Source organism: Tropicimonas omnivorans (assembly GCF_031846565.1).
GTDB lineage: Bacteria > Pseudomonadota > Alphaproteobacteria > Rhodobacterales > Rhodobacteraceae > Tropicimonas_B > Tropicimonas_B omnivorans.
Genome location: NZ_JAVRHL010000001.1, coordinates 958,571 through 979,243, shown reverse-complemented (window position 1 = coordinate 979,243; position 20,673 = coordinate 958,571). Strand labels below are relative to the sequence as shown.

The window sequence follows — 20,673 nt, the reverse complement described above, 5'->3', positions numbered from 1 at the left end:
ATCGCAAAAGGGGCCCGGGGCGAAAGGCAATCTGGCCTCGGGCGTATGCAGGGGCTAGGTGTGGGCAAAGGGCCGCGGACGGCGCGCCGCGGGCCCGCCAAATGTCTTCGAGAAAGGGCGCTGCCGCCATGACCGACCTTCCCACGCTTGCCATGACCGAGATCGACCTCGACGCCATCGTCTCCCATGGCGGGCGCATCGCGCTCTTCGTCAACGAAGACGGCAAGCTCGGCCGCGCCGGACGGCGGGTCTCCTCCGCGGGCCGGGGCGCGATCGCGCGGTTCGTCGAGAGCGAGGCGTTCGGCAAGATGGCGCCCGGCGATGCGAAGACCTTCGGCTATCCGGGCGGCCTCGCGGCCACGTCGCTGACCGTCGTGAAGGCGGGCAGACCGGTCACTCCCGCTCTCGCGCGACGCATCGGTGCGGCCGCGGCGGACGGGCTTTCGGACGGCGAGGACCTCCTCTTGATCGCCGGGACGACGCGGCATCCGGGGGAACTGGCCCTCGGTGCGCTGCTTCGGGCCTACAGCTTCACGGAGTGCAAGTCCTCGGATGCGCCCGCCCCCCGCACCATCACCGTCATGGCCGCCTCGACGGACGGGGCCGAGGCGCTGGCGGACGAGGCCCGCGCCCGCGCAGAAGGGGTCTACTTCACGCGCGACCTCGTGAACCTGCCGGCCAACATCCTGACGACCGAAAGCTTTGCGGGGCGCCTCGAGGGCCTGCGAGGGCTTGGCCTCGAGGTCGAGATCCTGGGCGAGGCGGAGCTGGAGAAGCTCGGCATGGGAATGCTCCTCGCCGTCGGCCGGGGCAGCGAGACGCCCTCCAGGGTCGCCGTGATGACGTGGAACGGCGGCGCGAAGGGCGAGGCGCCGCTGGCGCTTGTCGGCAAGGGCGTCGTGTTCGACACCGGCGGCATCTCCCTCAAGCCCGCTGGCGGCATGGAGGAGATGACGATGGACATGGGCGGCGCCGGCACCGTGGCCGGGGCGATGAAGACCATCGCCCTGCGCAAGGCGCGTGCCAACGTCGTCGGTCTCGTCGGGCTCGTCGAGAACATGCCGGACGGCCGGGCCATGCGTCCCGGCGACATCGTGACCTCGATGAAGGGTGACACGGTCGAGGTGATCAACACCGATGCCGAGGGCCGGCTCGTCCTCGGGGACGTCATGTGGTACGCGCAGGAGCGCTTCGCCCCTGCGGCGATGATCGACCTCGCAACGCTCACCGGCGCCGTCATCGTCGCGCTCGGTCACGAGAATGCCGGCGTCTTCTCCAATGACGACGACTTCGCCGGCGCCTTCCTCAAGGCTGCCGGATCCGAGGGCGAGGGCGCATGGCGCCTGCCCCTCGGCGATCGCTACGCCAAGCTTCTGAAGAGCGCGAAGGCAGATGTGAAGAACGTCGGCACCCGCTGGGCCGGATCCGTGACGGCGGCGGAGTTCCTCAAGCGCTTCGTCAAGGACGAAACGCCCTGGATGCATCTCGACATCGCCGGCGTCGCCTCCCCCGCCGAGCCGTTCCCCACGGGACCCAAGGGCGCGTCCGGCTGGGGCGTCCTGTCGCTCGACCGGCTCGTGCGCGACCGCTACGAGACGTCGGAGTAAGGCAGACACGATGGGACAGGCGCTCTTCTATCACCTGACCGAGCATCCGCTCGAGGTGGCCCTGCCCCGCCTTCTCGAGCGATCGCTGCAGCGCCAGTGGAAGGTCGCGGTCCGGGGCCGGGATCCGGCACGGATGGCCGCGCTCGACAAACGCCTCTGGACCGACGGCGACGACAGCTTCCTGCCCCACGGGCTCGCTGGCGGCGAGCACGACGCGGATCAGCCGATCCTCCTGATGACGGAGGCCGGTCCCGCGCCCAATGGCGCGACGGTGCTGATGGCAGTGGACGGAGCGCCGGTGGAGGCGGAGGAGATCGCCGCGATGGAGCGGGTCTGCATCCTGTTCGACGGCCACGACGAGGCCGCAGTCATCCATGCGCGGGGCCAGTGGAAAGCGCTGACGGGCGCCGGGGCAAAGGCCGAATACTGGTCCGAGGAAAGCGGGCGCTGGGAGAAGAAGGCGGAGAGCGGCTGAACCGCTCCCCTGCCGGAACTAGGGCGGGCCTCAGCCCGCGGCGGCCTTCGTTTCGCCGCTGTCGTCATTGCCACCGTCACCGCCACCATCGCCGCCGGTCTCACCGCTCGCCGAGGCGTCGGCCTTCGGCTTGCGGGCACGAGTGCGGCGGGGCTTGGGCGCGGTCTCGGGCGTCTCGACGAGGCCGCCGGCCTCACCGTCACTTTCGCCCATGTCGATCACGTCGTTGGGGCCATCCGCATCCGCCTTCGGCTTGCGCCTGGGGCTGCGCTTGCGGGCCGGCTTGTCCTGCGCAGGCTTGTCGCCCTGCGCCTCGGGGCTGCCGCCGTCCGCCTGCGTCTCGGAGCGGGCCTCTTCTGGCTGACGCTCGGAGGGCTGCTGCCGGTCGCGGTCCTGACTGCGGTCCTGCCGCCCGTCATTCCCGTCGCCGCGGCCGGTATTGTCGCCCCGGCCGTTCCCGTCATTGCGGTTGTTCCCGTCGCCCCGACCGTTCCCGTCGTTGCGGTTGTTGCCGTCGCCCCGACCGTGGTTCTGGTCGTGCTGGTCCCGGTTCTGACCGTTCTGGTCATCCCGGTTATCGCCCTGCCCACCGTCATTCTGATCCCGGCGCGCGTCCATTTCACGCTGCGCCTCGCTCAGAAGCCGGGTGTAATGCTCCGAATGCTGCATGAAATTCTCGGCAGCGACACGGTCGTTGCTGAGCTGCGCATCGCGGGCGAGCTGGTTGTACTTGTCGATGATCTGCTGCGGCGTTCCGCGGACTTTCCCCTCCGGTCCCGACGAATCGAAGACGCGGTTCTGGATGTTGCCCATCGAGCGCGAACGGTTCCCCTTGGAACGCGAGCGTGACTTGGATGATCTCATATGGTCTGCAATCCGCCTTGTCTGCGGTTGTTCGGTCCTGTCGCCGCAACCCCTCGGGGATGCGTGTCGCCGCCCTCATGGCGGGTCGACCCAGTCTCTGGCGATGGCGTGCAACGTTCGGCCACCGCCGGTCAGCTGCACGGACTTCTGCTAATCACGCGTCGTCGCCTGTGACAAGCAGATTTCATCGGGTACGCGACGTTTCGGTCGCATAATCGCAGTATTGACGGGCCCAGGCAGCTGATCAACCCCCAATTTGCGGGATCGCGCGAGTTCGCCTTCCCGTTGAAAAGCGACGCTTAACTGCGACAAACGCGCACAATACCCCATGGTGCCGGGAACTCGCGTTTTGGTGAACAGTTATGATTCCCGAGATGTCCGGACACCCGTATGTGGCGGCGACGGGACCTCCAGATAAGAGAGCTCTTCATGACACACAGCATTTACAACGAGGGCACCCATTTCGAGGAGCGGCGGCATACGCATTGGGCGGCCGTCTTTATCGGCGTTCTTTGCGCGCTTCTCGGGATCGTCCTGTTCGCCGGAGGCGTCTGGCTCGCCATGCTCGGGGGCAGCTGGTATTACGCGCTGGCCGGCATCGGCCTTCTGCTCACGGGATGGTTCCTTGCGCGGGGATTGATGTCCGGCGTCTACGTCTACCTCGTGACGTGGGCCGGCACCCTGATCTGGGCGTACTGGGAAGTCGGCACCGATTGGTGGGCGCAGGTTCCCCGTATTGTGGCTCCGACCGTGATCCTGATCCTTGTTCTTCTGCTGATCCCGGTGCTCCGGCATCGCCGCCGCTGACCCCACCGGGGATCCCGACATTTCCGCATTCGAGGCAAGACACATGACACATTCCCCCCTCTGGACCGCCCTGTGCGCCTCCGCCGCGATGGGCCTCGCGCTCGGGCCCGTGATGGCGCAGGAGGCCGGCGAGATGGACGGCATTCTCGTCCAGCCCGGCGAGACCGAGAGCAGCACAGCGGCTGAGAGCGAGGCGCCGGGCGTAGGGCTGACCGCGAGCCCGACCGAGGACGACACCGCCGGCGACGAGACGGACGAGGACGCGCCCGCCTCCGATGCGGAAGAGCCCGCGACCACCGCGACCGACGAGGCCACCGAGGACGACGCGGCGACCGGGGCAGAGACCGGTGAAGAGGCGCCCGCGGAAGAAGAGACGGACGCGGCAGCGCCGGCCGCCACCCTCGACGTGGCTCCCGCCCAGGATACGGACGAGACCGAGGAAGATGCCGCGGAAACCGGGGACGATGCCGGCGAGGACGAGGCGCAGACCGCCCGGAGCTTCCGGGACCAACCGCAAGAGCAGCGCGAGGTCGGCGCCGACTGGCCGTTCTGGGGCGGCGATACCAATGCCCAGCGCTATTCCCCGCTGAACCAGATCACGCGCGAGAACGTGGGCGAGCTGGAACGCGCCTTCGTCTTCAATTCGGGCGACCTGCCCGAGGGCACGGCCGATGGGAAGTACTCCCCCGAAACGACGCCGCTGAAGGTCGGTGACGATCTGCTGATCTGCGGCGCGATGAACGCGCTGATCTCCATCAAGGCCGATACCGGCGAGGAGAACTGGCGCTACGATCCGGGCGTGCCGAACGAGGCCATTCCCTACGGCGCAACATGCCGCGGCGTGTCCCTCTGGACGAACCCGGCCGCCGCCGAGGGGGATGCCTGCGCCACCCGCGTCATCGAGGCGACGCTCGACGCCAAGCTCGTCGCGGTCGACGTCGAGACCGGCATGCCCTGCGAGGGGTTCGGTGAGAACGGCACCGTCGATCTCTGGCAGGATATCGGCGAGCGTGTCCCCGGCTGGTATGCCGTGACCGCTCCGCCCGCCATCGTGCGCGGCGTCATCGTCACCGGCGCCCAGGTGAAGGACGGCCAAGCCGAGGAAGCCCCGTCGGGCGTGATCCGCGGCTTCGATGCCGAGACCGGCGAACTGGCCTGGGCCTGGGATCTCGGCGCCGAGGAGCAGAACCGCAACGGCCCCCCTGAAGGAGAGGTCTATACCCGCGGCACGCCCAACATGTGGACAACCGCCACGGCCGACGAGGAACTCGGCCTCGTCTACCTGCCGATGGGCAACTCGTCGGTCGACTATTACGGCTCCAATCGCTCCGAGGCGGAGGAGGAATACTCCACCGCCCTCGTCGCGCTCGACGCAACCACCGGCGAGGTCGCCTGGTCCTTCCAGACGGTCTACAACGATGTCTGGGACTACGACCTGGGCAGCCAGGTCACGCTTGTCGATTTCCCGCAGGACGGCGGCACGGTGCCGGCGGTGATCCTGCCCTCCAAGCAGGGGGACATCTACATCCTCGATCGCGAGACCGGCGAGAGTCTCTTCGACGTCGAGGAGATCAGCGGGCTTCCGAAGGGCGACATCGAGCCGGACTACATTTCGGACGTCCAGCCGAGTTCGACCTACCACACCCTGCGTCACGATGACCTGACGGCGCGGGACATGTGGGGCTTTTCCCCCATCGACCAGCTCTGGTGCCGGATCCAGTTCCACCGCGCCAATTACGACGGGTTCTACACCCCTCCGTCGGCGGATCGGCACTTCATCCAGTTCCCGGGCTACAACGGCGGCTCGGACTGGGGGTCCGTGGCGGTCGACCCCGAGCGCGGGGTGATCGTCGCCAACTACAACAACATCCCCAACCACAACCGCCTCATTCCCCGTGAGGAGGCCGAGGAGCGCAACCTTCGCCCGATCTACGAGCAGGACGAGGCGGGCGGCTCCGGCGCTGAAGGCGAAGGCGATCCCCAGATCGGGGCGCCCTACGGGATCGACGTGAATGCGGGCTGGCGCTCGCCGCTGACGCAGATGCCCTGCACCAAGCCCCCCTATGGCGGGATCCGCGCGATCGACCTCGCGACGGGAGAGACCCTCTGGGACGAACCCATCGGCACCGCCCGTCGCAACGGCCCCTGGGGCATCCCGTCCTTCCTGCCGCTGAAGATCGGCACCCCCAACAACGGTGGCTCGGTCGTCACCGAAAGCGGCGTGATCTTCATCGGCGCGGCCACCGACAACCTCTTCCGCGCGATCGATATCGAGACGGGAGAGACGCTCTGGCAGGATGTGCTGCCGGCGGGCGGTCAGGCCAACCCGATCACCTACGAGGTGGACGGCCGGCAATACGTGATGATCATGGCGGGCGGGCACCACTTCATGGAGACGGGCGTGAGCGACGCCTTCATCGCCTACGCCCTGCCCGAGTGAGCGTCCCCTCCGGGCGACGGCAGATCAGATGAGAGCAGCCGCCGGATCCCCGGCGGCTGTTTTCGCTTGGAGCCCCCCGTCGGGGCCCGGTCGGAAAGGTCGCCCCTTAAAGCGGCTTGCCGCGATGCGCCGCGTAAAGTGCGGCCACGGCGCATGAGGCGAGGCGCGCCTTGTCGTCATCCGCGCGGCTGGTGAGGATCACCGGGCAGGACGCGCCGATCACGATGCCCCCCGCCTCTGCATGGGCAACGAAGGTCAGTTCCTTCGCCAGCATGTTTCCCGCCTCCATGTTCGGCACGACGAGGACATCCGCCTGTCCCGCGACGAGGCTCTTGATGCCCTTGGTCTTCGCCGCCGCCTCGTCGATGGCGTTGTCCATCGCCAGAGGCCCGTCCACCAGCGCCCCCTCGATCTGACCCCGGTCCGCCATCTTCGACAGCGCCGCCGCGTCGATCGTTGAGGGGATCTTCGGGTTCACCGTCTCCAAGGCGGACAGGATGCCGACCTTGGGAATCTCGATCCCGAGCGCGTGAGCGAGATCGATGGCGTTGCGGGTGATGTCGAGCTTGGTCTCGAGGTCCGGCGTAATGTTGATCGCGGCATCGGTGATGAACATCAGGCGATCCCGACCCGGCACGTCCATCACGAAGACATGGGAGAGCCGGCGGGACGTCCGGAGATTGCCGAGGACCGCCTTCAGAACGTGCGACGTGTGCAGCTTGCCCTTCATGACGGCCTTCGCCCTGCCGTCCGCAGCGAGTCGCGTGGCAGCGAGAGAGGCAGCGGCGTGGTCCGGCTCGTGGATCAGCTCGAAGCCGCCGATATCCCTCCCGATCTCGGCCGCCGCCGCGGCAATCTTCGCCGCATCCCCGATCAGGATCGGCGTGATCAGCGTATGATCGGCCCCGAGAAGCGCTCCGCCGAGGCTCGCGGGCCCTTCGGGTGCGATCACGGCTGTCGGGATCGGCGGAAGCGGCGCGGCACGTTCGAGGAGCGCATCGAAGAGGGCATGACGGCGGACGGTGAGCCCCGGCACGTCCACCGCGCGGAATTGGGCCGGGTGCTCGGGCGCGGTCACTTCCGCCTCCCCTTTCGCGATTCCAGTGCCGTCCGCCTTCGTCACCCATGTCTCGAACCGCGCCATCCGGCCGGCACCCTTCTCCACGAGCCGGACCCGGGCAACGACCTCGTCCCCGGCATGCGCGCGCCCGGTGTAGCGCAGGTCCTGCCGGCGATAGAGCGTTCCGGGCCCCGGCAGGCTGTTCCCGAGAACGGCCGAAATGAGCGCCCCGATCCACATCGACGGTGCGACCGCCTCCGGCGCGCCGTCACCGTCGCCATCCTCCCGCGGCAGGTGAAGCGGGTTCAGGTTTCCCGAGGAATTGGCGAAGACGTAGAGATCGTCCGCCCGGATCGTCCGGCGGGCCTCGGCTTCCATGCCGATCTCGAGCCTGTCCCAGGGGACGTTCTCGAAGGTTTCCATGCGTGATAACTTTCCTGTCGCTTCATCCGGCGGTGAGCACGGTCCTGATCGCGGTCCGGAAGTCCTCGAGACCGTCCGGCTCCTTCGCGACCACGGGGGCCGAGGCCGTCACGACGGGCGCTCCGCTGCCGGACATCTTCTTCTCCGCCCATGCCTTCACATAGGCCACGTTCCGGCCGCGGAGGAAAGGGTTCGCGCCGATGACCGGCTGCCCCAGCACCGCGACGAGCGCGGCATCGTCTGGCGCGGACAGGACCTGATGCGCGCCGGCCGCGCCGAGGAAGTGGCAGAGGTAGAGGCGCCCCGCCGTGATGTGATGCCCCCGCGCGCGCAGGTAGCTCTCCCCCTCCCGCGCGAGATTGGTCACCATCTCCCGGCTGATCGTGGGGTCGAACCGCAGATCCAGAAGCTCCGAACGGCTGAGGGAGGCGACAAGGTCGGGGCGGTAGGTCTGCATCATCCGGATCCAGGTGCTTTCGATGAACTGACCGAGGCCCGTTGCGGTCGACAGCTTGTTCTTCGCGCGGGCATTCCCGGCACTCTCCACCCGGATGATCTGGTTCACGAGCGTCTCCACCGCGCCACCGCCCCCGCCACCGCCGCCAGCGACGGGCCCCGAGGTGCTCAAGGGGTCGATCGGCTTGCCCGACAGGTAGAGCTCGAAATGCAGGTGCGGCCCCGTGGACAGGCCGGTCGTGCCGACATAGCCGACGACGTCGCCGGCATTCACCGCCTGCCCCGCCTGCACGCCGAACCTGGACATGTGCGCGTAGCGCGTCTCGAAGCCGCCCGGATGCGAGACCTTGACGACGTTGCCGTATCCACCGCCGTCCCCGGCATAGGACACCGTCCCCGCGAAGGCGGCATGGATCGGCGTGCCGGTGGGCGCGGCCCAGTCGACGCCGTTATGGACGCGGACGGTGCCGAGGACGGGATGCGTGCGCGGCCCGAACCGGGAAGTCAGAACCCCCTTCACAGGCGTCACCATCCCGCCGCCAGCCCCCCCGCCGCCCGCACGGGGCTGGGCGTCATAGCAGGAATACTCCTGCCCCGGAGCGGTACGATAGACGAAGCACTCCACGTCCACATCCTCGCCCCGGATCGCGATGTGGAGGATCTGGCCCGCCCCGGTATCCTCCTCCAGCCGCTCTGGAGAATAGAGGATCGACATGCGGTCGCCCGGATTGGCGAAGGCATCGAGGTCATGGGACTTGGACAGAAGCGCGATGGCCTCCCCGACGAGGACCGCGGGCACGCGATTGCGGATCGCCGTGGAGTAGAACGCGTCCAGCATCCGGTACTTCTGCTCCAGCGAGCCCTCCGCCTCCTGCCCTTCGGCGTAGTCGAAAAGCTCGTCGTCCACCCACGGGTCCGATCCCTCCACGATCCCGCCGTCACCGGCGCGGGCGAGTGTGCCGAAATAGGTTTCCTCGTCGTAGAGCGAGAGCTGCGCGAAACCCAGATCGCCGCCCTCTCCGGGCACGCCGCGCAGCGCCACCACCTGCCCGCTCGCCAGCTCCTCGACACCCCAGAAGGCCTGCGTCGCCTCCGACACGGCTGCCGCCTCCGCCTCGGCAAAGCCCCGGTCCTCCATCAGCTCGGCGAGACCGCGCGGCGCAGAGATCCGGACGAAGATATCCTCGCTCAGCGCCTGTCGCTCCTCCTCGTCCCTGACGAAAGCCACGGACGTGGTGTTCTCGATCCGGGTCTCGGTAAACTCGGTGATCTGCTGACCGGTATCGTCGATACTCTCGCCCCAGCCTCCGCCTTCGTCAAAGTCCGTCTCCTCGGCGGCGAGAGGGGATCCCGGCGCTTCGGCGGCATCCTGCGCGGCGGCCTGGACGACTGCGCCTTCGTCCAGCTCGGGGCGGATCGGATCGCCGCCGGGCGGGCTGAAGCGCTGGGACTGAAAGAATGCGAAGTCTTCCTGGCTGGAGGGCAACGTTGTGATGAAGCTCTCTTCCTGGCTCACCATCACATCGCTCACCATGACGAGCGCGGCGCCGACGCGGGCGGCGTCCAGCTCCTGCGGCACGGGCAGGCGCCGGGTCGCCGAGCTGCCGCCATCCTCGGCGAGACGGATCAGCATCGGATCGCCGGCAAGATCGATGAAGGCGGCGGCAAAGGCGGCGGAGGTCTGCGCCACCTCCTGCTCCAGAGCGACGAGGTCGACGTCCAGCTCGTCCTCCTCCACCTGGACGTCCGTCGGCCCGAAAGTCCACTGATCCCACGTCAGCGCCAGTCCTCCGCCAAGGGCGCCAAGCGCGAGGAGCGGCACCCCCACGGGAAGGATGAGCCGGCCTAGGCCGCGGCGGCGCTTGCGGCCCTTCGCGCGCTTGCGGTGCTCCCGAAACCTCGGATCGACCTCGTCCATCATGTCCGGATTGCCCCCCGGTCGCGTCGCGGGGGCCCGCCTCGGACGCGGTCATGACATGTCCGACCGTGACGGCGCCGGCCCCGATGTCCCGAGGCCGGCGAGTGTCGCTGCATTCTGAGCCGTCCGCTCATGGGGCCTTAGCGGAAAACGCCGGTGTTCATCCGCTTGATGACCTTGCGCTGGGTCTGGCCCTGGCTGTTCGTCGTCGTCGTCGTCCGCTTGATGACCTTCTTGGCGCCCGTATTGCTCCGGGCGGGGGCGGACGTCCGCACGACCGGTTCGGGCGCGGCCTTGCGCACGACGGTGCTGCGCTTCGGCGCGGCGGAGGCAACCTGCGTGGTCTTGGGCGCGACGACGCCGGTGCAGAGAACCTCGGACTCGGATCGCAGGATGTGCAGAAGCGCGTTCGTCGGCTTCAGCTCGTCCACCGCGGTCTTGCGGGCGATGTAGTAGCGGGTCAGGGCGAGGGCGGAGAGGCGGCCGAAGGCCCCGTCCACCGCCGCGCGGTAGCATCCGAGGCGCGCGAGCTCGGTCTGCACGGCGGCGGCCAGCTCACGACCGCCGAGTTCCTGCGCCGGCAAGTCGATGCCGGCCGTCTCCGGGTCCACCTCCTCGCCGCGGATCGAGGCGTTGGGGGCGAAGATCGGGTCGAGGGAGCGGCTGGGACCGAGGGCGGCGAGAACCAGGGCATTGTTGTCGAGGATGCCGGACGCGGTGCCGCGGGCTGTCGGATCCTCGGGCAGGACGGAGGCGAGGGCATCGCCGGAGGCGGCAAGCGAATTGGCACTGCCGGCGGTCCCGGCGGCGCCATCGGCCCCGGCACTCGCGATCTCGTCGGTTCCGGCGCGCGCGGCGGCGGATGCGCCGGCGCTGGCGACCTGATCCGATTCGGCCTGTGAGGCGGACGCGGCGGCCGCCATGCGGGCCCGCTCCGCCTTGCCGCCCAGAACGGTCATCCCTCCGCCGGGCGCGAGGGAGGCAAAATCGGTGGAGGCGCTTGCGGATTCGGTGGCGGTCGCCGGCGCGTCCGTGACGTCGAGGATCGCGAAACCCGGCTCGGGGGCCGGCGCGTCGGGATCGTCGATGAAGAAGCCGGGCTCGGCGGAGGCGAACTGGATCTGGGGCTCTTCGACCTCTTCCACGTCCACGATCTCGATCCCCACGTTCACCCCCGTCGCGCCGAGCGCGGCCAGAAGCCGTCGCGCGGTGTCGGGGTCGAGCAGGGCGATCATCTCGATGTCGGCATCGGTCAGCTCCGGCACCGTTTCCTGCACCGGCTGGAAATAGAACTGCGCCCGCAGGCTGGACTGGTCCCAGGGAGTCTGACGACCGAAGGTCGCCTCCTCGACGTCGTTGCGAACTTGGATCATCATGTCGGAAATCGAGATCCCCGGCGTCGAGACGTGCTTCAGGAGCGAATCCGTGAAGGGAGAGTTCTCCCCCGTTCCGTCCGAGGTGACGTTGTTGGGTTGCGTGGCAAACGCGACGAAGGTGCCGGAGCCCGTGGTGAGCTTGGCGAGGCCGTCGCCCGACGCCGCGCGCTGGCCCTCCGGAAGCGGATTGTTCCGGCAGGCATCGAGGAAGACCAGCGTCTGGCGATTCCGCGATTCGAGCTTCTCGATGATGGTGTCGAGCCGCCACGTCTCGGTCTTGATCGCATCGGCGGAGGTGAGGGCCGCGTCGGACGGCACGAGGTAATTCACGCCCTCCATCTGGAAGGCATGGCCCGAGAAGAAGAAGAGCGTGCTTTCAGCGGTTTCGGCCTCGGCGGCGAAGGCATCCAGCTTGTCCATGAAGTCCGCCGCGCCGGTATCGGTCAAGAGCGTCACCTCGAAATCGAGCTGGCGCAGCGCGTCGGCCATGTCGGCGGCATCGTTGGTGGCATTGTTCAGGGAATAGACGTGCTCGTACTCGGAATTGCCGACGATGAGCGCCATGCGCTTGGCGTCCGCGGTCGTCGCCGCACCGGCGGCGAGAAAGACGAGGGGAGCGGCCCGCAAGGCGCGGGTTCCGAAGCGGCGTCCGAAATGGGTCAAGGCTATGGGCATGGGTTTGAGGCCCCCGAAAGAGATGATCTTCAATATGTCGTCAGGTTACCGCAACGTCGCCCATCGGGATAGTCCCTCTCGGACATGGCGCATGGACCTTGCCAAAATGTGAACGCGGGCCGCCCCGTCCATGCGGAACCTTTCCGTCAGTCGAGCCCCCGCTGCGTGAGAAAGAGCGTCCAGCGCTCCGTGGCCTGGGTGTCCACTTCGAAGAAGGGCGCCTCCCGATGGCCGCGGGACCAGCACTCGGCGATCCCGGTAATCTCGAAACGAGCCTCGCCGAGGCACATCGGCGTCGTCCCGGCGAGAATCGGCTGTCCGAAGACATCGGCCGCATAGACGTAGATATAGCGGTTGCGCAGTTCGTCCTTGATCACGTTGGCGCACTGGTTCGTCCCGATGGTCCACCAGCCCTCGGTCTCGAAGTCCGGCCCGGCGGACTGGCCGATGGCCACGTTAACCACGTCGAAGGACTGGTTGCAGATGGCAAACTGCGCCTCGGCGCGAGCGGCCGGCATCAGGAGTATTGCCGCAACGGCAGCGAGTGCTAATCTGAAGGGCATAAAATCAATCGCATTTCAGCCTCGGGCGAGTGCGGCGGCGCCATCATTCAGGCGCACCGGGACCGCCCCCGCAACCGTTTGTGCCCCGGATTCGAACCCGAGTGAATGGAGAAAGTCATGAGATATCTGCTGGCCGGCCTCGCCCTCGCCGGATTGTCCGCCACCGCCGCACCGGCGCAAATCGCCGCCGAACGGGGCGAACTGCGATCCACCGACTCGAACGACACCCAGAGGGACGAGCCCCAGGCGCGCGCCGGCGAAGAGCGCGAGACCGATGAGGAGCGGGAGCCCGGCTACCGCGTGATGCGCATCTCGCGCACGACCGAAGCGGTCCGCGACCGCAGCCGCGTCGTCATCCGTCCCCTCAGCTGGTCCACCGGCGTCTTCCGCTGAAGCGCCCGGGCGGCCTCACCCCCACGCCAAGGCTTTGACGCAGGGGCGACTCATGCTAGCACTTTACCCGTGGACGAATAATTCTTCTGTGGGGCAATAGACACATGCTGAGAACTCTTTGTGCAGCGGCGCTCAGCGCCGTCACCGCCTTTGGCCTGGCCGGCACCGCGACGGCGCAGGCCGGCGGCAATTTCGGTCTCGAACTGAACAATGCGCAAGCGATCGACGGCGGGTGCCGCCTGACCTACGTCGCGACGAACAACACCGGCTCGGATCTGTCGACCACCTCCTACGAGGTTGCCGTCTTCGATCAGGAAGGCGGCGTGACGCAGCTTCTCGTCCTCGAATTCGGCGAGCTTCCCGCCGGGAAGACCAAGGTCGTCCGCTTCGATCTGGCCGATCAGCCCTGCGAGAACATCTCCCGCCTCCTGGTGAACAACGTGGCCGAGTGCACAGCCGCGGAAGGCGACGCGCCCGACTGCATGGAGGCCCTCGTGACCTCCAGCCGCTCCGACATCCAGTTCGGCATCTGAACCCAGGCTCTCGGGCGACGGGGGCACGGCGCCCTCATCGCCCGGTCCGCAGCCTGACGCCCCGCCACTGACCGGCGCCGCCACCCCGGCCGGCGCGCGGGGCGACGAAGGGATCCCGCCCGGCCATGTCGTCCGTCCTCGCGCAGCTCAACTCTTACGCCATCGTCGTGATGGCCGTTCTCGCGGCGATCTCCGTCGTCGCGCTGACGGTCACGTTCTACAAGATCGTCCAGTTCGTCCGTCTCGGCGTAGGGCGCCGCAAGCGGGCGCAGCAGATCGTCGAGCGCTGGCTGTCGGGGGACGGCGAGGGAGCGCTCGACCTCGCCGGCAAGCGTGACAGTGCCGGCGTGCGGGTCCTCTTCGCGGTGCTCTCCGGCCTCCGGGCCCAGCCCAATGACAAGATCTACGCGCGGGAGCTGGCGACGCAGACCGCCCTCGACGAGCTCGCCCTCATGGCCCGCCGCATGCCGGCCATCGACGCCACGGTCCAGGCCGCGCCGATGCTCGGTCTTCTCGGCACCGTCGTCGGCATGATCGAGGCCTTCGGGCGGCTCAGCCAGGCCGCCGGCGCCGTCGATCCCTCCGTCCTTGCCGGCGGCATCTGGACCGCCCTCATCACCACCGCCGTCGGCCTTGCCATCGCGATCTTCTTCTACTTCGTATCGATCTGGCTCGAAGGGCGCATCGGACGGGAGCGGGAGGCGCTGGAGCGCATGATCTCCACGATGCTGAACGGGCGGGTCGAGACGCGCCCCGGCACCCGGTTCTAGGACGATGGCCGCCGGGCCGTCGTCCGTCCCCGTCAGCATCCCGGACCCGCGCGGCGGGCCGAAGAGGAGCTTCGCGCTGACCCCGCTGGCGGACGTCATGTTCCAGCTTCTGATCTTCTTCATGCTGTCCACCTCGCTGGCCCCCTACGCCCTTCTGCCCCTCGGCGGCGCCCGTGCGACCCCGGCGGAGCAGGCCGCGGCGGACCAGGACGCCTCCCCCTCCGCCAGCGAGACCGGCCCTGCGATCTGGACCATCGGCGAGGGCAACGTGCGGATCGGGCGGGACGTGGTGCTCCACGACATGCTGCCCCTGCGCGTCGCCCAGCTTCAGGCGGCAGGGGCGGAGGACCTGATCCTCTTTACCGATGCCCGCGCGACGACGCAGGACGTCGTGACCGTGCTCGAAGTCGTCCGCGCCGCCGGCCTCACCCGCATCCGGCTGATCGGCCGGCCCTCGCGGGGCTGAGGTGATGCAGGGTTCCCGCCTCTCCCCGCCGCGCCGCAGGACACCGCCGGAGTTCGGCCTCGCGCAGGTGAACATCGTGCTGCTTCTCGTGCTGTTCTTCCTCGTCGTGGGAACGATCGTGGAAACCGACGAGATGGTCGTGCAGCTTCCCGAGACGCAGGAACTCCCGCTCGACCGCCTGCCCCGCCCCCTCCTGCTGCTCAGGGACGACGGGAGCTGGGTGCTCGACGGTGACGAGGTGGGCGTGCCGGGTCTTCTGGCCGCCCTCGAGCCACTGGAGCCCGACACCGCGCTCAACATCCTCGCCGGCCGGGACCTGCCGGCGGACCTTCTGCTCGAGACCGTGGACCTGCTCGCCCCCTCCGGTCGGCCGCTCCGCCTCGTGACGCTGAAATCGGGCGTCGAGGTGGTGGAGTGAACGGCGGGATCGACCTTCGTGCGGACGGAAGCGACCGCGCGCTCTGGGCCGGGGCAGCGCTGGTCGCCCTGGCGATTCATGCGGGCCTGCTGATCCAGATCGCCCCACGGATGCCGGAGCGGGAAGACATGACGCCGGAGGCCGACCTCGTCATCGAGATGATGGACCTGTCGGGCGGTGCCGTGACCACGGCCGCGCCCGCCTCCGAAGCGGTTGCGGCCCCCGAACGGGCCAGCCTCGCCTCCGCCGAAACCGAGCGCGCCGCCGCGGCGGAGAGCGTGGCCGCGGCGGAAGCCGGGACGGAACGCCTGGCGGAGGCGGAGGGCGGGACGAGAATGACCGCGCTGGACCCGGACCGGGCCGAGGAAGCCCGGCGCGATGCCTCCCTCACCCCGGACGGCGACGGGGAGGTTGCCGCGGCGAGCGAAGAGGATGGCCGGCTGGAAGAGGCGGGCGATGCGGGCGCCGCCCTAAGGGCAGGTACCGAGACTGCAGAGGCCGCGGAGGCGGAGCGGCTCGCGGCCTTGCCGGACGATCCGGACCGGGGCCTCGCGGCCACCGGGGGCGAGACGGTGGAAGGGACCGTCGCCGAGCGCATGGCGGGTCAGGGCGCGGCAGAGAATGCGGCGCAGGCCGAGGCCGACCGTCCGGAGACGGCGCCGGACGAGCTGGCGAGCCTCACCGAGCCCGAGACGGCACCCGCCCCGGCCACCGACCCGGCCCGCCTTGCCGTCCCCGCCGAGGAGCTGGCGCTGGCCGGGACCGAAGCCGATGCCCTGCGAGGGACGGAGGCGGAGCGGCTGAGCGGGACACCCCTGCCCTCGGCCTCCGCTGCCGTCTCCGAAGCGGCCCCTGCGCGTTCGAGTGCCGCCCCCGCCCCCCGGATCGCCGCCCTGCCGGACGCGCCGGCGCCTCCCCCCGTGGCCCGCCCGTCCACAGGCCTGACCGTGACCACCGAGCGGCAGGGCGGGGCGACGGGCGAACCTGCGCGCATCGCGGCCCTGCCGGACGAGCCAGCGGCCAGCGCTCCCGCATCGCCCGGCCCGGCGCGCCTCGGCGCCCTGCCCGATCGCACCGCGCCAGCGCCGTCCGGATCCGGCGCGTTGGCCCCGGCGCCCACCTCAAGCGCCCCTGCCCGACTCGCCGCATCCCCGGAGGGCGCCCCGCGCAGCCCCGGCAGCTTCACCTCCGCCACGAGCGCAACCGTTTCACCCGTCGCGAGCGGCGCTCGCGTGACGGCCGCGCCGCAGGGCGCCGCGCCGACGCGCCTTGCTCCCGGTACGAGCGCAGCGGCACCCTCCGGCGATGGGCCCCGGCGGCTGGCCGCCCTGCCCGAGACCCCCTCCGCCGCGCCGGCGACGACCGGCTCCGGCAGCGGCGCATCGCGCCTCTCTGCCCTGCCGGAACCCGAGCGGGGTGACGAGGGCGCCGCGCCGCCCGGCACCCTCGCCGCGCCCGCGCCCAATGACGGCGTGATCGACGAGAGCGAGCGGGTCCGCTACGCCGCGATGCTGACCTATCTCAGGGATTTCGAGGCCCCCTCGACCTGTTTCGCCGCGCTGCCCGTCCTCGGGGAAGAGACCGGCACGCTGACGCTCGATGCGTTCGGCGAGACGGATGCGGGGCTGGACAGCTTCCGGACGGGGCTCGAGGCGGCCGCCGGGATCGCGCCCGGGACGTTCCTGCGCCGCGTGACGGACAGCCAGTGCGCCGCACTGCGGTTCGTCACCCATGTCGGCCGCTACCCCGAGTTCGGCGTCTACATCGACATCGCGGAGCGCAACATCGTCTCGGGGGACCAGCTCGAAGCGGCGATCCGGAATACCGGCGGGCGGAACGTGCACCTGCTCTTGATCGACGACGAGGGAATGGTGCAGGTGCTGGACGATTTCGTCAGCTCGCGCCTCGGCCAGCGCGAGATCGCCATCGGCATGAACCTCACCGGGGGAGACGTGGAGACCGAACAGCTTCTCATGGCGCTGACCTCACCTGCCCCCCTGGAAACCGTGCGGTCCCTGAACGGCGCAAACGCCCCGCGCTTTTTCGGCCGGCTGGAGCAGGAGATGGACCGGAAGGGGCTCGATCTGGACGCGGCGCTCGTCGGCTTCACGGTACGCCTACCGGACTGAGAGAAACGCCGGGAGGCCCTGCGAACGCGGCCCGCTCGGCCCGGTGCGCGGGAAGCCACATCGGCCCCATGCGCGCCGCGCCGAAACACGACCGCGGAGCAGACCGGGCGAGCCCCGCTCCGTCGCACGGGGCCGCGCCCTCCTGCCGGACGCCGCCCGCTCTTCGGAGGGCCTTACTCCAGATCGAACCTGAAATACCCGGGCGCGACGGAAGCGGTCTCGCCCTTGCGGTCGAGTTCCTCCTGCAGAAGCCGCATCAGGATGCTGGCCGAGGTGCCCGAGGGGGCCGACGCGGTCGTCGCAAGCTCGGTCGGGCTCGCGATGGCGACGATGAGCTGCGGCACGATCCCGTCGTCGCTGGTCAGGGAGTTCGGCCTGAGCGCGATGGCGAAGGTCGAGGTGCCGTCCGGCTGGTCCCGGAGGCGGGAGGTCAGATCGTAGGTGCCGCCCTGCGCGTCCACCAGCATCAGAAAGAGCGGGCGGCCGTTGATCTGGTCGATGCGGCCGCGGATCGCCTCGCCGGAGGTCAGCACATCCTTGTCCAGCGTGAGCGTGGGGGAGACCTCCGAGCCGCCGGCATTGTCCTTCATGAACCCCACGACGGCGCACTGGCTGTCGTTCACCTGCCGGACGCCGATATCCGGCTCGAACCCGTACTCGGTCTCGAAGTCGGTCAGAAGGCGAACGAAGGGCGCGGCGGTGGTGCCGTAGGCCTCGATATCGAAACTGTCCGTCGTGGCGGAGCGCACGGTCGCGAAGGAGCAGGAGGGGAGTTCGTACTCCGCCACCCATTCCATCTGACTGGCGACGCGGGCGATCGGGGAGAGGGGCTCGGCCGGCTCCAGTTCGGCCTCGGGGGCGGGCTCGGGCTCGGGGGCCGCCTCCATCTCCGCTTCTGGCTCGGGCTGGGTTTCGGGCTCGAGCGTGGCGACCTCGTCCGGCCCTTCCGCCGCGGCGGGCTCCTCCTCCGGGGGCGTCTCCGGCTCGGGATCGATTGCGGCCAGGTCCGGCGCATCCTCCCCGTCCGCCTGCGCGTCCGGGGGCGCATCGGCCCCGTCCTCCCCCGACGCCACGATCTCCTCGGGAAGCTCGGCCGTGCCGAAGACGCCGGCGAAATACGCGCCGGCGCCGCCGCCGATCAGGATGAGCGCGACGAGGCCGCCGATGAGGGCGCCCTTGCTGCCGGACTTGTCCGGCGCGCCCGCCTGCGGCGGAGTGGCCTGCGGGGCCGCGGGGGGCGGTGCGGTACTGGCGCCGAAGGGGCTGTCGCTCTCGCTTGGCGCGCCCTCCGGCGGAAGGGAGCCGGGCGGGATCGAGTGCGGTGGCTGCGACTGCTCCGGCGCCCGCGGTTGCGGCGGGGCGGTGAAGCCGAAGGCCGGAGGCTGGCTGAGATCCGACTGGCTCGCGAAGGGCGCCGCGATCACGGTGCGCTCGGGAACCGCGGGAGCGGCGGGCGCCTCCCCCGCTGCCAGCGCGGGCGCGCTGGCGGCGAGCTTGTCCGGGTGATCGAGATAGTCGAGCACCTGCGCCATGCTCTCTGGGCGGTCGTCGGGCGTCGGCTGGAGCATCCGCTCCACGAGCGGCCGCAGCTCGGGGTAGACATGCGACAGATCCGGCACCGCGAGGCGCTTCTCGACCGCATCGGCCGGGCTGTCGCCCATGTCGAGCGGGCGTCCAGCGCAGGCCCCCGCGATGACGAGACCGAGGGAATAGATGTCCGACCGGCCCGTCACCACGCCCTTGAACCGGCCGAGCTGCTCGGGGGACACGTAGCCGTACTTGCCGGCGAACTGCCCGCCGAGAAGCGTTCCGCCGCCGAAATTCTCCGACTTCGCGATGCCGAAGTCGATCAGCTTGGCATGGGTGACCGTGCCGTCCTGAATGATGATGTTGTCCGGGCTGAGATCGCGGTGGACGACGCCCAGATCGTGCGCCTTCTGCAGGCCCCCCGTGAGCCGGCGGAGCATCACGACGACGTCCTGAAGCGGGATCGGGCCGTTCTCCATGTAATCGCCGAGGGAGTGACCCTCGACGAACTCCATCACGAGGCAGGCCCGCTGGATGCCGGGATCGACGGTGAAGAGCTGGTACCGGACGATCGCGTCGTGGTGCAGGCGGCCGAGGACCGTCGCTTCCTTCTGGAAGAGCGACAGGATCTTCTCGTCATGCGCGAGCGCCGCCAGAACGATCTTGATCGCGACCGGCTCGCCGGTGTGGATGTTCACGCCGCGATACACCTCGCCCATCCCGCCGGTGGCGATGTGCTCGGTGATCTCGAAGGTGCCCATGATCTTCGTGCCGATCTCGACACCCGCCGCGCCGGAGGTGCGCTCGGTCCCGCCGGAGCTGACTTCCCGGGGTCTGCCCTCCGAGGCGGGCGGTGTGCTCTTCGGCGGCCGGCTGCCGCCGCCCTCGGGGGGAACACCGCTCTCGTCGTCGCTGACCGCTGTCATCGGGTCAGGCTCCTTCCTCGGGCATATCGAACATGTTGCCTACAGGGGTCACTTCGGTCTTGTCGAAGGCCCGGATCACCAGGACGGTCGTGTTGTCGGTCGCGCCGCGCTGCATCGTCAGATCGAGCAGCATTTCGCATGCCGTTTGAGGCTGGTTTTTCCGGGCAATGTCAAGAATCTCGGAATCCCCGACATGCGCGGTGAGCCCGTCGGAGCAAAGGACGAAGGTGTCCCGGTTCCTGAGCGTGCCGTATCTGTGATCGAGGTTCACCTCGGCGCCGACGCCGATGGCTCGGGTTATGACGTTCTTCCGAGGCCAGTTCTCCGCCTCCGCGGCGGTGATGGCGCCCCGGTCGAGAAGTTCGTTGGCTTCGGTATGGTCGCGGCTGAGCTGGGCGAGCTGCCCTTCGCGAATCTGGTAGATGCGGCTGTCCCCGGACCAGACGCAGGCGAAGTGCTGCTCGTAAGCCAGCAAGGCCACGACCGTGGATCCGATGGTTGCGCCCTTCTCCTCGGCGCGGTGCACGATCTGCTCGTTGGCGCGCGCAATTCGCTCAACGAAGCGCGCCTGCAGGTCCGGCGCCGAGGTCGGACGGCCGACCGAGCTCAGGTGATCCACGATGGCGCCGGACGCGAATTCCCCGCCCTCGTGCCCGCCCATGCCGTCCGCTACCAGCCAGAGGCCACTCTCAGGCTCTGCCAGGAACCGGTCCTCGTTGTGATCACGGGCGAGTCCGGTATGGCTCACCGCCCCCGTCTCGAACCTGAATGTCTTACCGATCATGAATTTGGTCCGAAAAAATCTCGCAAATGATTACAGAACCATGACGACGCGTAAGTTTGCCGT

At 69.2% G+C, this 20,673-nt stretch carries 17 protein-coding genes; 10 read left to right on the top strand and 7 right to left on the bottom strand.

Features of this window, described 5'->3' with window-relative positions; genetic code table 11:
• Positions 1–128 precede the first annotated feature (128 nt).
• Positions 129–1,607 (top strand): leucyl aminopeptidase, encoded by a 1,479-nt coding sequence (locus RM543_RS04660; protein WP_311689717.1) that lies wholly within the window; start codon positions 129–131, stop codon positions 1,605–1,607.
• Between the two features lie 10 nt (positions 1,608–1,617).
• A complete protein-coding gene (locus RM543_RS04655; RefSeq protein WP_311689716.1) occupies positions 1,618–2,082 on the top strand; it encodes a DNA polymerase III subunit chi in 465 nt (154 codons plus the stop codon).
• A 30-nt stretch (positions 2,083–2,112) separates the two neighbouring features.
• Here RM543_RS04655 and RM543_RS04650 read toward each other — a convergent pair whose 3' ends face one another.
• Positions 2,113–2,946, bottom strand: a complete 834-nt coding sequence (locus RM543_RS04650) for a DUF4167 domain-containing protein (protein WP_311689715.1) — start codon at positions 2,944–2,946, stop codon at positions 2,113–2,115.
• Between the two features lie 429 nt (positions 2,947–3,375).
• Between RM543_RS04650 and RM543_RS04645 the strand changes: the two genes are divergently transcribed.
• Both RM543_RS04645 and RM543_RS04640 read left to right on the top strand, forming a co-directional pair.
• Entirely contained in the window at positions 3,376–3,753 is a 378-nt protein-coding gene (locus RM543_RS04645) for a glucose dehydrogenase (protein ID WP_311689714.1), read from the top strand.
• A gap of 43 nt (positions 3,754–3,796) precedes the next feature.
• Complete coding sequence (locus RM543_RS04640) at positions 3,797–6,193, top strand: outer membrane protein assembly factor BamB family protein (protein WP_311689713.1); 2,397 nt, start codon at positions 3,797–3,799, stop codon at positions 6,191–6,193.
• 106 nt (positions 6,194–6,299) lie between these two features.
• On the opposite strand, the gene RM543_RS04635 is transcribed toward RM543_RS04640, so the two are convergent.
• The 4 genes from RM543_RS04635 to RM543_RS04620 form a co-directional block, all read right to left on the bottom strand.
• Entirely contained in the window at positions 6,300–7,676 is a 1,377-nt protein-coding gene (locus RM543_RS04635) for a bifunctional enoyl-CoA hydratase/phosphate acetyltransferase (RefSeq protein ID WP_311689712.1), read from the bottom strand.
• A gap of 22 nt (positions 7,677–7,698) precedes the next feature.
• The gene (locus tag RM543_RS04630; RefSeq protein WP_311689711.1) at positions 7,699–10,053 is read right to left on the bottom strand and encodes a M23 family metallopeptidase; all 2,355 of its coding nucleotides are present in this window, start codon (positions 10,051–10,053) and stop codon (positions 7,699–7,701) included.
• Positions 10,054–10,190: 137 nt separating this feature from the next.
• A complete protein-coding gene (locus tag RM543_RS04625; RefSeq protein WP_311689710.1) occupies positions 10,191–12,101 on the bottom strand; it encodes a caspase family protein in 1,911 nt (636 codons plus the stop codon).
• Between the two features lie 146 nt (positions 12,102–12,247).
• Positions 12,248–12,664 (bottom strand): DUF1036 domain-containing protein, encoded by a 417-nt coding sequence (locus RM543_RS04620; protein WP_311689709.1) that lies wholly within the window; start codon positions 12,662–12,664, stop codon positions 12,248–12,250.
• Between the two features lie 117 nt (positions 12,665–12,781).
• Between RM543_RS04620 and RM543_RS04615 the strand changes: the two genes are divergently transcribed.
• From RM543_RS04615 to RM543_RS04590, 6 genes are all read left to right on the top strand, one after another.
• The gene (locus tag RM543_RS04615; protein WP_311689708.1) at positions 12,782–13,057 is read left to right on the top strand and encodes a hypothetical protein; all 276 of its coding nucleotides are present in this window, start codon (positions 12,782–12,784) and stop codon (positions 13,055–13,057) included.
• A 104-nt stretch (positions 13,058–13,161) separates the two neighbouring features.
• The gene (locus RM543_RS04610; protein WP_311689707.1) at positions 13,162–13,590 is read left to right on the top strand and encodes a hypothetical protein; all 429 of its coding nucleotides are present in this window, start codon (positions 13,162–13,164) and stop codon (positions 13,588–13,590) included.
• Positions 13,591–13,715: 125 nt separating this feature from the next.
• A complete protein-coding gene (locus RM543_RS04605) occupies positions 13,716–14,360 on the top strand; it encodes a MotA/TolQ/ExbB proton channel family protein (protein ID WP_311689706.1) in 645 nt (214 codons plus the stop codon).
• A gap of 4 nt (positions 14,361–14,364) precedes the next feature.
• Positions 14,365–14,826, top strand: a complete 462-nt coding sequence (locus RM543_RS04600; protein ID WP_311689705.1) for an ExbD/TolR family protein — start codon at positions 14,365–14,367, stop codon at positions 14,824–14,826.
• A 4-nt stretch (positions 14,827–14,830) separates the two neighbouring features.
• Positions 14,831–15,244, top strand: a complete 414-nt coding sequence (locus RM543_RS04595) for a biopolymer transporter ExbD (RefSeq protein WP_311689704.1) — start codon at positions 14,831–14,833, stop codon at positions 15,242–15,244.
• Positions 15,241–17,373, top strand: a complete 2,133-nt coding sequence (locus tag RM543_RS04590) for a hypothetical protein (protein WP_311689703.1) — start codon at positions 15,241–15,243, stop codon at positions 17,371–17,373. The genes RM543_RS04595 and RM543_RS04590 overlap by 4 nt, the downstream gene beginning before the upstream one ends.
• A 173-nt stretch (positions 17,374–17,546) precedes the next feature.
• On the opposite strand, the gene RM543_RS04585 is transcribed toward RM543_RS04590, so the two are convergent.
• Entirely contained in the window at positions 17,547–19,826 is a 2,280-nt protein-coding gene (locus RM543_RS04585) for a serine/threonine-protein kinase (RefSeq protein WP_311689702.1), read from the bottom strand.
• Between the two features lie 4 nt (positions 19,827–19,830).
• On the bottom strand, positions 19,831–20,610 hold the full coding sequence (locus tag RM543_RS04580) for a PP2C family protein-serine/threonine phosphatase (RefSeq protein ID WP_311689701.1): 780 nt from the start codon (positions 20,608–20,610) through the stop codon (positions 19,831–19,833).
• Positions 20,611–20,673: the final 63 nt, after the last annotated feature.

Excerpts from the sequence above, each read along its gene's own strand:
- RM543_RS04660 (WP_311689717.1), top strand. The coding sequence starts at position 129 with ATGACCGACCTTCCCACGCTTGCCATGACCGAGATCGACCTCGACGCC.
- RM543_RS04655 (WP_311689716.1), top strand. The coding sequence starts at position 1,618 with ATGGGACAGGCGCTCTTCTATCACCTGACCGAGCATCCGCTCGAGGTG.
- RM543_RS04650 (WP_311689715.1), bottom strand. The coding sequence starts at position 2,946 with ATGAGATCATCCAAGTCACGCTCGCGTTCCAAGGGGAACCGTTCGCGC.
- RM543_RS04645 (WP_311689714.1), top strand. The coding sequence starts at position 3,376 with ATGACACACAGCATTTACAACGAGGGCACCCATTTCGAGGAGCGGCGG.
- RM543_RS04640 (WP_311689713.1), top strand. The coding sequence starts at position 3,797 with ATGACACATTCCCCCCTCTGGACCGCCCTGTGCGCCTCCGCCGCGATG.
- RM543_RS04635 (WP_311689712.1), bottom strand. The coding sequence starts at position 7,676 with ATGGAAACCTTCGAGAACGTCCCCTGGGACAGGCTCGAGATCGGCATG.
- RM543_RS04630 (WP_311689711.1), bottom strand. The coding sequence starts at position 10,053 with ATGATGGACGAGGTCGATCCGAGGTTTCGGGAGCACCGCAAGCGCGCG.
- RM543_RS04625 (WP_311689710.1), bottom strand. The coding sequence starts at position 12,101 with ATGCCCATAGCCTTGACCCATTTCGGACGCCGCTTCGGAACCCGCGCC.
- RM543_RS04620 (WP_311689709.1), bottom strand. The coding sequence starts at position 12,664 with ATGCCCTTCAGATTAGCACTCGCTGCCGTTGCGGCAATACTCCTGATG.
- RM543_RS04615 (WP_311689708.1), top strand. The coding sequence starts at position 12,782 with ATGAGATATCTGCTGGCCGGCCTCGCCCTCGCCGGATTGTCCGCCACC.
- RM543_RS04610 (WP_311689707.1), top strand. The coding sequence starts at position 13,162 with ATGCTGAGAACTCTTTGTGCAGCGGCGCTCAGCGCCGTCACCGCCTTT.
- RM543_RS04605 (WP_311689706.1), top strand. The coding sequence starts at position 13,716 with ATGTCGTCCGTCCTCGCGCAGCTCAACTCTTACGCCATCGTCGTGATG.
- RM543_RS04600 (WP_311689705.1), top strand. The coding sequence starts at position 14,365 with ATGGCCGCCGGGCCGTCGTCCGTCCCCGTCAGCATCCCGGACCCGCGC.
- RM543_RS04595 (WP_311689704.1), top strand. The coding sequence starts at position 14,831 with ATGCAGGGTTCCCGCCTCTCCCCGCCGCGCCGCAGGACACCGCCGGAG.
- RM543_RS04585 (WP_311689702.1), bottom strand. The coding sequence starts at position 19,826 with ATGACAGCGGTCAGCGACGACGAGAGCGGTGTTCCCCCCGAGGGCGGC.
- RM543_RS04580 (WP_311689701.1), bottom strand. The coding sequence starts at position 20,610 with ATGATCGGTAAGACATTCAGGTTCGAGACGGGGGCGGTGAGCCATACC.